At 61.1% G+C, this 14,311-nt stretch carries 9 protein-coding genes; 5 read left to right on the forward strand and 4 right to left on the reverse strand.

Annotated features, from left to right (window positions below; translation table 11 throughout):
* Nucleotides 1-135 precede the first annotated feature (135 nt).
* The 3 genes from mfd to AB4O12_RS12560 are packed head-to-tail and all read left to right on the forward strand — an operon-like array spanning nt 136 to nt 6,864.
* Nucleotides 136-3,585, forward strand: a complete 3,450-nt coding sequence (mfd, locus tag AB4O12_RS12550) for a transcription-repair coupling factor (protein WP_024013632.1) — start codon at nt 136-138, stop codon at nt 3,583-3,585.
* A gap of 10 nt (nt 3,586-3,595) precedes the next feature.
* Nucleotides 3,596-4,162, forward strand: a complete 567-nt coding sequence (locus AB4O12_RS12555) for a CsiV family protein (RefSeq protein WP_041477336.1) — start codon at nt 3,596-3,598, stop codon at nt 4,160-4,162.
* Between the two features lie 11 nt (nt 4,163-4,173).
* Complete coding sequence (locus tag AB4O12_RS12560) at nt 4,174-6,864, forward strand: SNF2-related protein (protein WP_460062182.1); 2,691 nt, start codon at nt 4,174-4,176, stop codon at nt 6,862-6,864.
* 148 nt (nt 6,865-7,012) lie between these two features.
* Here AB4O12_RS12560 and AB4O12_RS12565 read toward each other — a convergent pair whose 3' ends face one another.
* The 4 genes from AB4O12_RS12565 to AB4O12_RS12580 form a co-directional block, all read right to left on the reverse strand.
* Nucleotides 7,013-10,306 carry a DEAD/DEAH box helicase gene (locus AB4O12_RS12565; RefSeq protein ID WP_375122451.1) on the reverse strand — a complete coding sequence of 1,098 codons (3,294 nt, stop codon included), beginning with the start codon at nt 10,304-10,306 and terminating at the stop codon, nt 7,013-7,015.
* 9 nt (nt 10,307-10,315) lie between these two features.
* Nucleotides 10,316-11,053 (reverse strand): S-methyl-5'-thioinosine phosphorylase, encoded by a 738-nt coding sequence (locus AB4O12_RS12570; RefSeq protein ID WP_460062184.1) that lies wholly within the window; start codon nt 11,051-11,053, stop codon nt 10,316-10,318.
* A gap of 13 nt (nt 11,054-11,066) precedes the next feature.
* Nucleotides 11,067-12,065 (reverse strand): beta-N-acetylhexosaminidase, encoded by a 999-nt coding sequence (gene nagZ / locus AB4O12_RS12575; RefSeq protein ID WP_236169425.1) that lies wholly within the window; start codon nt 12,063-12,065, stop codon nt 11,067-11,069.
* A gap of 170 nt (nt 12,066-12,235) precedes the next feature.
* Nucleotides 12,236-12,943: a TetR/AcrR family transcriptional regulator gene (locus AB4O12_RS12580; protein ID WP_056791523.1), complete on the reverse strand. Its 708-nt coding sequence runs from the start codon at nt 12,941-12,943 to the stop codon at nt 12,236-12,238.
* Between the two features lie 229 nt (nt 12,944-13,172).
* Between AB4O12_RS12580 and lexA the strand changes: the two genes are divergently transcribed.
* Entirely contained in the window at nt 13,173-13,781 is a 609-nt protein-coding gene (gene lexA / locus AB4O12_RS12585) for a transcriptional repressor LexA (RefSeq protein ID WP_016775490.1), read from the forward strand.
* A 10-nt stretch (nt 13,782-13,791) separates the two neighbouring features.
* Nucleotides 13,792-14,265 (forward strand): SOS-induced cell division inhibitor SulA, encoded by a 474-nt coding sequence (gene sulA / locus AB4O12_RS12590; RefSeq protein ID WP_041477346.1) that lies wholly within the window; start codon nt 13,792-13,794, stop codon nt 14,263-14,265.
* Nucleotides 14,266-14,311: the final 46 nt, after the last annotated feature.

Consider the following 14,311-nt stretch of genomic DNA (forward strand, 5'->3'; position numbering starts at 1 on the left):
AAAAAGTGCTCGTTTTTATGGTTACCACTACATTTCGTCCAAACCGTGAAGATAGACGCAGTCTGCAACTGACAGGCGGCACCGGAGGCCGCTACAATTACCGACTTTGTCGCAACGCCTGGAGCTCAACCTTCCGTGCCTGTTCTGCGTCTACCGTTACTCCCTGCCGAAGCAGGTAAACAGCACTGGGGCAATCTGCCCGGTGCCGCCCTCAGCCTGGCGATTGCCGAGGCTGCCAGCGCTGCCAAGCGCTTTACCCTGCTGCTGACCGCCGACAGCCAAAGCGCCGAACGGCTGGAACAGGAGCTGAGTTTCTTCGCCCCGGATTTGCCCGTACTGCATTTCCCCGACTGGGAAACCCTGCCCTACGACCTGTTCTCGCCGCACCAGGACATCATCTCCCAGCGCATCGCCAGCCTGTATCGCCTGCCGGAACTGGCCCACGGCGTGCTGGTGGTTCCGATCACCACCGCCTTGCATCGCTTGGCGCCGACCAAGTTCCTGCTCGGCAGCAGCCTGGTGCTGGATATCGGCCAGAAGCTCGACGTCGAACAGATGCGCGCGCGGCTCGAAGCCAGCGGCTATCGCTATGTCGACACGGTGTACGAGCACGGCGAGTTCACCGTACGCGGCGCGCTGATCGACCTGTTCCCGATGGGCAGCAAGCTGCCCTATCGCATCGACCTGTTCGACGACGAAATCGAAACCCTGCGCACCTTCGATCCGGAAACCCAGCGTTCAATCGACAAGGTCGAGTCGGTCAAGCTGCTGCCGGCCCGCGAGTTCCCGTTGCAGAAAGACGCAGTCACCCGCTTCAAGGCGCGCTTTCGCGAGCGCTTCGACGTCGACTTCCGCCGCTGCCCGATCTTTCAGGACCTGAGCAGCGGTATCACCCCGGCCGGTATCGAGTACTACCTGCCGCTGTTCTTCGACGAAACTTCGACGCTGTTCGATTACTTGCCTCAGGACACACAAGTGTTCTCGCTGCCGGGCATTGAGCAGGCGGCGGAAAACTTCTGGAACGACGTGCGCAATCGTTACGAAGAACGCCGCGTCGATCCATCGCGTCCTTTATTGCCACCGGCCGAACTGTTCCTGCCAGTGGAAGACTGCTTCGCGCGCCTGAAGAACTGGCCACGGGTCGTTGCCAGTCAACAGGACGTTGAAAGCGGCGTCGGCCGTGAGCGCTTCCCGGCCCATGCGCTGCCCGATCTGGCCATCGAAGCCAAGGCCACGCAACCGCTGGCGGCGCTGGCCGGGTTCCTCGAAGAATTCCCCGGGCGCGTGCTGTTCACCGCTGAATCGGCGGGTCGTCGCGAAGTCCTGCTGGAACTGTTGGAACGCCTGAAGTTGCGGCCGAAAACCGTCGACAGCTGGCCAGACTTCGTTGCCAGCAAGGATCGTCTGGCGATCACCATCGCCCCGCTCGACGAAGGTCTGCTGCTCGACGACCCGGCGCTGGCGCTGGTGGCGGAAAGTCCGCTGTTCGGCCAACGGGTCATGCAACGTCGTCGCCGCGAGAAGCGCAGCGACGTCAGCAACGATGCGGTAATCAAGAACCTCACCGAACTGCGCGAAGGCGCGCCGGTGGTGCATATCGATCACGGCGTCGGGCGCTACCTGGGCCTGACGATTCTGGAAATCGACAATCAGGCCGCCGAATTCCTCACCCTCGAATACGCCGAGAACGCCAAGCTCTACGTGCCGGTGGCCAACCTGCACCTGATCGCGCGCTACACCGGCAGCGACGATTCGCTCGCGCCGCTGCACCGCCTCGGCTCGGAAACCTGGCAGAAAGCCAAGCGCAAGGCCGCCGAGCAGGTGCGTGACGTCGCCGCCGAATTGCTCGACATTTACGCCCGTCGTGCCGCCCGTGAAGGTTACGCCTTCGCCGACCCGAAGGCCGATTACGCCACCTTCAGCGCCGGCTTCCCGTTCGAAGAAACACCCGATCAGCAAGCCACCATCGAGGCCGTGCGCGAAGACATGCTCGCGCCGAAACCGATGGATCGTCTGGTCTGCGGCGACGTTGGCTTCGGCAAGACCGAAGTGGCCATGCGCGCGGCGTTCATCGCCGTGCACGGCGGGCGTCAGGTGGCGATTCTGGTACCGACTACCCTGCTCGCCCAGCAGCACTACAACAGTTTCCGCGACCGCTTCGCCGACTGGCCGGTGACCGTGGAAGTGATGAGTCGCTTCAAATCGGCCAAGGAAGTCAACGCGGCGATCGCCGATCTGGCGGAAGGCAAGATCGACATCGTCATCGGCACGCACAAACTGCTGTCCGATGATGTGAAGATCAAAAACCTCGGGCTGGTGATCATCGACGAAGAGCACCGCTTTGGCGTACGCCAGAAAGAACAGCTCAAGGCCTTGCGCAGCGAAGTCGATATCCTGACCCTGACCGCGACGCCGATTCCGCGCACGCTGAACATGGCGGTGTCGGGCATGCGCGATCTGTCGATCATCGCCACGCCGCCGGCGCGGCGCCTGTCGGTGCGCACTTTTGTCATGGAGCAGAACAAGAGCACGGTCAAGGAAGCCCTGCTGCGTGAACTGCTGCGTGGCGGTCAGGTTTACTACCTGCACAACGATGTGAAGACCATCGAGAAATGCGCCGCCGACCTCGCCGAACTGGTGCCGGAAGCGCGCATCGGTATCGGCCACGGGCAGATGCGCGAACGTGAACTCGAACAGGTGATGAGCGACTTCTACCACAAGCGCTTCAACGTGCTGATCGCCTCGACCATCATCGAGACCGGCATCGACGTGCCGAGCGCCAACACCATCATCATCGAACGCGCCGACAAGTTCGGTCTGGCCCAGCTGCACCAGTTGCGTGGTCGTGTCGGTCGCAGTCACCACCAGGCTTACGCCTACCTGCTGACACCGCCACGCCAGCAAATCACCTCGGACGCGGAAAAACGTCTGGAAGCGATCGCCAATACCCAGGACCTCGGCGCCGGTTTCGTCCTGGCCACCAACGACCTGGAAATCCGTGGCGCCGGCGAACTGCTCGGCGACGGTCAGAGCGGGCAGATTCAGGCCGTCGGTTTCACCCTGTACATGGAAATGCTCGAACGCGCGGTGAAGTCGATCCGCAAGGGCGAGCAGCCGAACCTCGATCAACCGCTTGGCGGCGGCCCGGAAGTCAATCTGCGGGTGCCGGCGCTGATTCCGGAAGATTATCTGCCGGATGTGCATGCGCGGTTGATTCTGTATAAACGCATCGCCTCGGCCACCGACGAGGAAGGCCTCAAGGATCTGCAGGTGGAGATGATCGACCGCTTCGGCCTGTTGCCGGAGCCGACCAAGAACCTGGTGCGGATCACCGCGCTGAAATTGCAGGCGGAAAAGCTCGGCATCAAGAAAGTCGACGGCGGGCCGCAAGGCGGACGCATCGAGTTCGAAGCGCAGACGCCGGTTGACCCGATGACCCTGATCAAGCTGATCCAGACGCAGCCCAAGCGCTACAAGTTCGAAGGCGCGACGATGTTTAAATTCCAGGTGCCGATGGAGCGCCCGGAAGAACGTTTCAATACTGTCGAGGCGCTGTTTGAGCGTCTCATCCCGAAATCCGCTTGAAGGACGCCCGATGCGCCTGTTCCGCTCTCTGACTCTGTTGCTTGCACTTGCAGCACCGACGGCGTTTGCCGATGACACGTATCAGGTCGAAATGATCCTGGTGCGCCAGAATGCCGTCCCGGCCATCGTCAGCCGCGCCGCCCCGGAAGACTGGGCCGCAGGCGCCCAGCGTCTGGGCAGCGACAGCCAGCGCACCCCAGCGCTGAATGATGTAGTGAACAAACTCACCGCCAGCGGCGAGTACACCGTGTTGATGCACAAAGCCTGGCAGCAGAACCTCGGCGAAGCGCCGGCGAAAGTCGCAGTGAGCGAAGGTCAGGAACAGTTCGGCCAGTTCCCCATCGAGGGCACGCTGGAAATGAAACTCGGCCGCTTCACCGACGTGACCGCCGATTTCTGGGTCAATCAGATCGACGCCAATGGCCTGGTCACCGCCAGTGAGCGTCTGCGTCAGGACAGCCACACCAAGAACGGCCAGCTCAATTACCTCGACAACGGCCACCTGGCCCTGCTGATCAAGATCACTTCCCTGACCGCGCCAGCGCCTCGCGAAGCGCCTGAAGTCGTGCCGGACTGATCGACGTCCTTATGCCGCCGCCCCTGAGCAAACCGCTGGCCCCGTCGTGGGTCAGCCGATTCAAAGAACAGAGTCTGGAGCACGGCCGCCGCTACGCTTTGGAGAATCGGGTGCGCATCGCCCAGGTCGGCGATGCGACCATCACCGCCAGTTGCGAAGGTTCTGGCGGCAGTGTCTACCGGCAGACCATCCATCTGCGCGAGTCAGCCAAAGCGACGCTGTTGCTGGTCGACGCCACCTGCACCTGTCCGGTGCGCAGCAACTGCAAACACTGCGCGGCGGTGCTGCTGAAAATCCAGGAAACCCTCGACTACCCCGCCGCCGCGAAAGATGCCGAGTTGCTGGAAAAACTCCAGGCCGTGCTGGAGAACCGTAGCCCGAAAGCGCCGCCGCAAGTGCTGGTGGACAACGTGCAACCGGTGCCACGCCTATGGCTGGCGAGCGTCGAATTCAGCGCCTTCGAGCCGCGCAACGGCAAGATGCAGCGCTACATTCAGCATCGCGCGGCACTGTCGTTCAGCTATCTGGACGAATACGTCAGCGGGCAAAAACACAGCGATATCCTGATCCGTCAGGAAGCCCAGACCCTGCGAATAAAACGTCACCCGGACGTCGAACAGTCCTACCGCGAACAGTTACGCATCCTCGGTTTCCGCATCGCCACAAGGCAGAGCAAAGCACTGCCGGAAAGCGCCGGCGAACTCTACGAGATGGTCAACGACAGCGCCTGGCTGACCTTCACCCTCAATGACTTGCCGAAGCTGCGCAGCCAGGGCTGGGAGTTGCAGATCGATGAGGAATTCGGTTTCGACCTGACCGCCGTCGACGACTGGTACGCCACCGTCGAACAGGCGCCGGAACGCGACTGGTTCGATCTGGAGCTGGGCATCATCGTCAACGGCGAGCGCCTGAGCCTGCTGCCGATTCTGCTGAATCTGATGCGCTCGCACACCGAGATCCTCAACCCGGAACGCCTCGCCCGCCGTCGCGATGACGAGCTGATTCTGGTCAACATTCCGCAACGCACCAGCGAGCATGGACCGTTGCAAGTGGCGCTGCCGCTCGGTCGCTTGAAGCCGGTATTGATGACGCTGGGCGAGTTCTATTTGCAGGAGCCGGGCGAAACCACCCTGCGCCTGAGCAAGGCTGACGCCACCCGGCTCAATTCGCTGGAAGGCCTGCCGCTGTTATGGGAAGGCGGCGAGCAGATCCGCACCTTCGCCCAGCGCCTGCGCGACATCCGCGACTTCACTGCCGAAGCGCCGCAAGGTCTGAATGCAACGCTGCGCCCGTATCAGCTCGAAGGTTTGAGCTGGATGCAATCGCTGCGGCAACTGGAAGTCGGCGGGATTCTTGCGGATGACATGGGCCTGGGCAAAACCCTACAGACCCTGGCGCATATTCTCAGCGAGAAGAACGCCGGACGCCTCGATCGTCCGTGCATGGTAGTGATGCCGACCAGCCTGATTCCGAATTGGCTCGACGAGGCGGCGCACTTCACCCCGCAGCTGAAAGTCCTCGCGCTGTACGGCGCCACGCGCAAAAAGCACTTCGACAATCTGGCCGACTTCGACCTGATCCTCACCACTTACGCCCTGTTGCCCAAGGATCTCGAACGTCTCGCCAAACAGCCGCTGCATGTTCTGGTGCTGGACGAAGCGCAATACATCAAGAACCCCAACAGCAAAGCCGCTCAGGCCGCGCGCGAGCTGAACGCGCGCCAGCGCCTGTGCCTCAGCGGCACGCCGCTGGAAAACCACTTGGGCGAGCTCTGGTCGCTGTTCCACTTCCTGCTGCCGGGCTGGCTTGGCGACGTGAAAAGCTTCAATGCCGATTACCGTGTGCCGATCGAAAAGCGCGGTAGTGAAGTCAGACTGCAGCACCTCAACGGTCGGATAAAACCGTTTCTGCTGCGCCGCACCAAAGAGCAGGTGGCCACCGAGCTGCCGCCGAAAACCGAAATCATCCATTGGGTCGAACTCAACGAAGCGCAGCGCGACGTGTACGAGACCATGCGCCTGGCGATGGATAAGAAGGTCCGCGACGAGATCACTCGCAAAGGCGTGGCACGCAGCCAGATCATCATTCTCGAAGCATTGCTCAAGCTGCGCCAGGTCTGCTGCGATCTGCGCCTGGTCAACGACGCCACCCTGCCCGCACGCGGCAGCACCTCGGGCAAGCTCGACAGCCTGATGGAAATGCTTGAGGAACTGTTCGAAGAAGGCCGGCGGATTCTGCTGTTTTCGCAGTTCACTTCGATGCTGACATTGATCGAAGAGGAGTTGAAAAAACGCAAGATCGCTTACGCCCTCCTCACTGGCCAGACCCGCGACCGGCGCACACCGGTGAAGGAATTCCAGAGCGGCACGCGTCAGATTTTTCTGATCAGCCTGAAGGCCGGTGGCGTCGGTTTGAACCTGACCGAAGCCGACACGGTGATTCACTACGACCCATGGTGGAACCCGGCAACCGAGAATCAGGCGACTGACCGCGCGTATCGAATCGGCCAGGAGAAACCGGTGTTCGTCTACAAGATGATTGCCCGGGGCACAGTGGAAGAGAAAATTCAGCACCTGCAGAAGGAAAAGTCCGACCTGGCAGCGGGCGTGCTCGATGGGCGCAAGGCCGGGGACTGGAAGTTGCAGAGCGATGATATTGAAGCGCTGTTTGCGCCGTTGCCGGACAAGATCGACAAGCGCTGAAAGCGGCGTCGCTGGTTAGATAGCTATCGCTGGCAAGCCAGCTCCCACAGGGTTATGACCTGTACCGAAGATTGTGTTTCAACTCGATACCTGTGGGAGCTGGCTTGCCAGCGATGGGGTCATCCAATATTGCGCAATCACTCAGGGCTCAACCCTTGGAAACCGGCAACGGCGCAAACAACGCCTCGATATCACTCTGTTCCAGTTTGAATCCGCCCGTCGTGCCACCCTCAAGCACCGCCCCGGCCAGCGCCGCTTTCTCCTGCTGCAACGCCTGGATCTTCTCTTCGACGGTGCCTTTGGCAATCAACTTGTAGACGAACACCGGATTGTTCTGGCCGATGCGATACGCCCGATCGGTCGCTTGGTTCTCCACTGCCGGGTTCCACCAAGGATCGAAGTGAATCACCGTGTCTGCCGCCGTCAGGTTCAGACCGGTACCGCCGGCCTTGAGGCTGATCAGGAACAACGGCACCTTGCCGCCCTGGAAATCCCTCACCGGCGTGCGCCGATCGGTGGTGTCGCCGGTCAGCAACGAGTAAGCAAGCCCGCGTTGCTGCAACTCCTGCTCGATCAGCGCCAGCATCGAGGTGAATTGGGAAAACAGCAGAATGCGCCGCCCTTCACCGAGCAATTCTTCAAGCATCTCCATCAGGCTGATCAGCTTGCCGCTGCCGGAACGCAACGCCTTTGCCGTGAGCGGCATATTGACCAGGCGCAGATCGCAGCAGACCTGACGCAGCTTGAGCAGCGCATCGAGGATGATGATCTGACTGCGCGCCACGCCGCTGCGGGCGATTTCGTCGCGGACCTTTTTGTCCATCGCCACGCGCACCGTCTCATAGACGTCGCGCTGACCATCACTGAGTTCGACCCAGTGGATGATCTCGGTTTTCGGCGGCAACTCGGTGGCGACCTGATCCTTCTTGCGCCGCAGCAAAAACGGCTTGATGCGCGCGGTCAGGTGCTGCATGCGCTGCACATTGCCGTGCTTCTCGATCGGCGTGCGGTAATCGCGGTTGAAGGATTTGCTGTCGCCGAGCCAGCCGGGCATGAGGAAATGGAACTGCGACCACAGCTCACCGAGGTGGTTTTCCAGCGGCGTACCGCTCAAACACAAGCGCTGACGGGCCTGTAAGTCACGGGCGGCCTGGGCGGCTTTGCTCAGCGGGTTCTTGATGTTCTGCGCTTCGTCGAGAATCAGCACGCTCCACGGCTGCGGCTGCAAGATCTCCAGATCCCTGGGCAGCAATGCGTAAGTGGTTAGCACCAAGTCGTATTCGGCGAGATTGGCAAAGTCCTTCTGCCGCCCGGTCCCGTGCAGCGCCAGGACTTTCAACTGCGGCGTGAAGCGCTCGGCCTCGTCGAGCCAGTTGGGAATCAGGCTGGTCGGCATCACCGCCAGTGCCGGACAGTCCAGGCGCCCGGCGTGTTTTTCCGTGAGCAGATGCGCCAGGGTCTGCAGGGTTTTGCCCAGGCCCATGTCATCGCCCAGAATGCCGCCGACTTCCAGCTCGCGCAGGGTCTGCATCCAGTTCAAGCCTTCGAGCTGATACGGACGCAGTTGCGCGTTGAGGCCGGCCGGCGCAGCAATCTGGGCGTGACTGGAATTCTGCAGACGCTTGGCAAAAGTGCGCAGGCGTTCGCCGCCCTGCCAGTCCAGCGGTACGCCATCGAGCATACTCAGGCGTGCGGCGTCTGGAGCGGTCAAGCGCAGCGCATCGCCCTGGTGTCCGCCCAGATACAGCTCGCCCAGCGTCGCCATCAGCGGTTTGACCCGACTCAGCGGCAACGCGACTTTGGCGCCCGCCGGGTCGCCAAAACCGCTGGGCTTGAGCTCGATCAGGAGTTTTTCATCATCGCTGCGCTGCGCCAGATTGACCGGGTCGAGCAAGCGCGGCTGGGTCCGCAACAGGTGCAGAAGGATCGGCAGCAAGCTGTAGCGCTCGCCGTTGACGACGATACCCAACTGCAGATCAAACCACTGATGCGTAGCCTCTTCTTCAACCTCCGCGTACCACTGCTCAACCGGTTGTACATCGAAATGGAAACCGGGACTGATCTCGATTTTCCAATCTGCGGCGCGCAGCGTGGCCAGCCCTTCGTGCATGAACCCAAGCCAAGCGGAATCATCCGGCAAGGTAAACATCTCGCCGGGACGGTCCATTGCACTCTTGCGCGTGGCTTTCTTGAAGCCATGTTTTTGCAGGTTCTGGCGCAGCTTCTTTTCCAGCGCAGGTTGACGCTGAATGCGCTGGGTTTCGCTGCCGTTGAGGATCATCACTTCCGGGTTGCGATCCACCGCCGGATGACCGTTGTAGGTAAACAGCAGAGCGGCGCGGTGCTCCAGCACGTATTCCCAGCGCGAACGTTCCCGGCCGCTGACCAGGGTCAGTTGCGGCTGCGGCAGCACGTCATCGATGATCCGTTCGGTGAGTTTGTGCGGTGGCGCAATTTGGGTCGCCGCGCTCATGCGATGGCTGAACTGCATGGCCTGACGCGCCGGAATGTCTGGCGCCAGGGTCAAATGGCAGGCGAGTTTTTCTTCCAGCTCAGTGAACAGCGGGCCAACCTGGCGCTGCTCGCGATCAAGGTAATAAAGCGGCTCCAGCGCCAGCACGGTTTCCTGCGCGGCTTCGGCACTGCTCCATTGCGCGCGGAATCCGCCGTCAGCCTGCTCGGCCCAAGAGAACTGACCGACGCGTTTCGCCCCCGGTGTCAGCGCTCGCAGGTCTTCGAAGTCGAGGAACAGCCGCGAGGTACGCAGGAGCATTTCCAGCAGTTCGGCGCCACTGCTGCCTTCCAGCGGATAGCCGCTGTAATAGGCGTGATGGGAATGCATGGCGACCAACAGCCGGGCGATGCGCAGATCCAGCTCGGACAGGTAGCCGGGCTGGCGCATGAGCATTTCCGCGAGCGAGTACATCGGTTTGACCTCGCGTAACTCGCCGCTCTTGAGCTGGTAGACCTTGAAAATATCGAGCAGCCACTTGCCGTTCGCAGACGTCGGTTTGAGCTTGTAAAACAGACGCGTGCCTGCGGTTTGCGCACTTTCTTCAGCGGGCTTGGCCGGCACGGGAATTGTTGAAAGCCAATGCTCCAGCGCTCGTCCCAACGGGGTCTGCGCGTCACTTCCAGACGCATCCTCGCCAGTGCCCAGCAGGTGATAGAGCACCGCTGCGCTGTGCTTGCAGTCCAGTGCAACCGGACAGCTGCACAGGCATCGCAAGCTAACCGATCCCAACCGATCTTCTGACAGGTAAATGGTTTGCTCATACGCCTGAAGTTGCGATCCGACGCAGAACGCCTCTATCTTCCTGTCATCGATCTCGAGGATCTCTACCCGGTCATCGGCGGCATAAGCGCGGGCCTTGGCCAACGCCTTGCTACTGAATGCGTGGGTCCATGTCAGCCCTTTAAGCCGCTCGATGAAAATGCTCATGGACAGTCCTTAGCTGGCCAGCACTCGCGCCAACGTTGATTTCACCTTGCCCATGCCATCGTGCAGGGCCTGCTCGATTTCGGCCATGGTGATCACTTCGGTGGTCTTGCCGGTTGCAGGATTCACCACCAGCGCCAGACAGGCGTAATCCAGATCCAGCTCACGCGCCAGCGCCGCTTCCGGCATGCCGGTCATGCCGACGATGTCGCAGCCGTCACGCTCCAGTCGCACGATCTCGGCGACCGTTTCCAGACGCGGACCCCGGGTGCAGGCGTACACGCCTTGATCGCTGTATTCGCAGCCTTCGGCGGCGACCGCGGCAATCAGTTGCTGACGCAACGGTTCGCTGTAGGGAAAGCTGAAATCGATGTGGGTGACGTGCTCCAGATCATCGGCGAAATAGGTGTGCTCGCGCCCACTGGTGTAGTCGACGATCTGGTGCGGCACGCAGAAATGCCCGGTGCCCATGGCCGGATGAATACCGCCCACCGCGTTAACGGCGATGATCGCTTCGGCACCCGCCTGCTTCAACGCCCACAGGTTGGCGCGGTAGTTGACCTTGTGCGGCGGGAAACGATGGGGGTGACCGTGACGGGCGAGGAACAGCACTTCCTTGCCGGCGTATTCACCAATCTGCACCTCGGCCGAAGGCGCGCCGTACGGGGTGTCGACTGCCAGCGACTGGCGAATGCTCAGGCCTTCGAGCTGAGTCAGGCCAGTGCCACCGATGATTGCGTAAACGGTCATAACGAAAAAATCCTTAATCGATCAGTTGAGCGTCTTTGAGCGCGCCGAGGGCGGTGAGCCAACGCGGGTCCTGACGATAATCGGTGCTGGCGAAGGCCTGCCCGCGCATCTTCGCGATGCGCGCGGAAGGCTTGACCTTCATACGCTGGGCGGCACTCAACGCCAGCTCGGCTGCCGCGCGGTCGTTGCATACCAGGCCCATATCGCAACCGGCACTCAGCGCGGCTTCGATGCGGCTGGCAGCGTCGCCGACCACGTGGGCGCCGGCCATCGACAGATCATCGCTGAAGATCACGCCATCGAACTGCAACTCGCCGCGCAGAATCTCCTGCAGCCAGCGTCGGGAGAAACCGGCGGGCTGCGAGTCGACTTGCGGATAGATGACGTGGGCCGGCATGACGGCGGCCAGTTGTTTGCTGAGTTTGGCGAAGGGCACCAGATCATTGGCGCGGATTTCGTCGAGACTGCGCTCGTCGTTCGGGATCGCTACATGGGAGTCTGCTTCCGCCCAGCCGTGGCCCGGAAAATGTTTGCCGGTGGCGGCCATGCCGGCGCTGTTCATGCCGCGAATGAATGCACCGGCGAGCAAGGCGGCGCGCTCGGGATCGCCTTCGAAAGAACGGGTGCCCACCACGGCGCTGCGCTGATAGTCCAGATCCAGCACCGGGGCGAAACTCAGGTCGAGCCCGACCGCCAACACTTCGGTGGCCATGATCCAGCCGCATTGCTCGGCGAGATACTCTGCATTCGGGTTATCGGCGATGGCGCGCATCGCTGGCAGACGGACGAAACCCTGACGCAAACGCTGCACACGCCCGCCTTCCTGATCAACCGCCAGCAGCAGATCCGGGCGAATCGCGCGGATCGCGGCGCTCAGTTCGCGCACCTGGCGTGGATGCTCGATATTGCGGGCGAAAATGATCAGGCCGCCCACTTCGGGCTGACGCAACAATTGGCGATCTTCGGCCGTCAGCCAGGTACCGGCGACGTCCACCATCAACGAGCCTTGCAGGCCAGCAGTCATAGAGATTCCTTGAAAACGAAAAACCCGATCTGCTTGCATTCGCTACCGTGGGCAATGCCCGGACGGTCAGCAGAATTCATGCAGATCGGGTTCAGTACGAGAGTCGGCATGGCCGGCTAGCTTAGCGGATACCAGCTGCCGCGCCCACCCGTGCGCGGTCAAACCTTGGCGGCGACCGGTATGGATTTGCTGCGCGGACGCAATTGCGCGCTGGCCATGGCTGTATCGGTGACGCCGGTTTCGGCGCGCATGCCGGCAGCGAGGAACGGCACCATCAGGCGCATCACTTGTTCGATGGAGGTATTCACGCCGAAATCGGTCTCGGCAATCGCGCGCAAGGCCTTGATCCCGGACATGCTGAACGCTGCGGCGCCGAGCATGAAGTGCACGCGCCAGAACAGCTCGATCGGTGGAATGCGTGGCGCCGCTTCATTGACCAGCAGCATGTAGCGGCGGAACACTTTGCCATACATGTCTTCCAGATAACGTCGCAAGTGGCCCTGGCTCTGGCTGAACGCGAGGCCGAGCAAACGCATGAAGATCGACAGATCGTTACCGCTGCGAGGCTGCACGACGAGCGCTTGCTCGACGAGGATTTCCAGCAGCTCTTCGAGGGTCGGCTTGTTCTCAGGCTTGGCCTGACGGCGCTCCAGCTCTTTATCGAGGCTGACGCAGAACGGACCGAGGAAGCGCGAGAACACGGCCTGGATCAGCGCCTTTTTCGAGCCGAAGTGATAATTCACCGCAGCCAGATTGACGCCAGCCTTGCTGGTGATCAAACGCAATGAGGTTTCAGCGAATCCTTTCTCCGCGAACAACTGCTCGGCAGCATCAAGAATGCGTTCAACGGTTTCCGACTGGGCCATGGCTACTCCGCCTGACAAACACTTGTTTGAAACATACGTTTCAGCCTAAGCCTTGTCAAGCCTGCCGGTTCGTTTTGGGAATGGTCGGTCAGCTATTTAACCACACAAGGCGCCAGCATTAATAAGCGCCCTTCGCGACCGCTCGGCGGGCGGCAAAAAAACGCCCATTGCCAAGACTGCTTCACTGTATATAATCCCAGTCACTGTATAAAAAGACAGAGCGATCAATATGCTAAAGCTGACGCCACGCCAAGCCGAGATTCTGGCCTTCATCAAACGTTGCCTCGAAGACAACGGCTATCCGCCCACCCGTGCGGAAATCGCTCAGGAATTGGGTTTCAAATCGCCCAACGCGGCGGAAGAACATCTCAAGGCCCTGGCCCGCAAAGGCGCGATCGAGATGACCCCGGGCGCTTCCCGGGGCATCCGTATTCCCGGATTCGAAGCCAAGGCCGATGACTCCACCCTGCCAATCATCGGCCGAGTGGCTGCCGGCGCGCCGATCCTCGCTCAACAGCACATCGAAGAATCCTGCAACATCAACCCGACCTTCTTCCATCCTCGCGCCGATTACCTGTTGCGTGTGCACGGCATGAGCATGAAGGACATCGGTATTTTCGATGGTGACCTGCTGGCGGTGCATACCACCCGCGAAGCGCGTAACGGCCAGGTTGTGGTTGCGCGTATCGGCGACGAAGTGACTGTCAAACGCTTCAAGCGTGAAGGCAGCAAAGTCTGGCTGATTGCCGAGAACCCCGAGTTTGCCCCTATCGAAGTCGACCTGAAAGATCAGGAACTGGTGATCGAAGGCTTGAGTGTCGGCGTCATTCGCCGCTAAAGGAGGCTCCATGCAGTTCCCACACACACCTCAGCAAACACAACTGCCTTTATTTGAAGCGTTTCTGGCGCAACCGATTGCGCCGATCCTCAAAGACGTGGTCGAGCGTGACTGGAATGCCAAACCTGACGCCTTCAGTGAGCTATCACTGCGTGGTGCGGCCGGGAACTGCCTGAACCTGCTAGCGCCGATCCTCCGTGAATTGAGCGAGGATCAGGATGCGCGCTGGCTGACGCTGATCGCCCCACCCGCCAGCCTGACGCAAACCTGGCTGCGCGATGCCGGCCTGAACCGCGAACGCATCCTGCTGCTGCAACCGCGTGGCACGCAGAGTGCTCAGCAACTGGCGTGCGAAGCGTTGCGACTGGGTCGCAGCCACACCGTGGTGACCTGGCTAAACCCGTTGAATGCCAATTCACGGCAACAACTGATCAGCGCCGCGCGCACGGGCGAAGCTCAGAGCCTGAACATTCGTTTGGGTTGATTGTTGAGTAATGCGCGCTGTGTGAAGCGCAGGGCTTCTCCAGGGA

It is taken from the genome of Pseudomonas sp. S2_A05 (assembly GCF_054668485.1).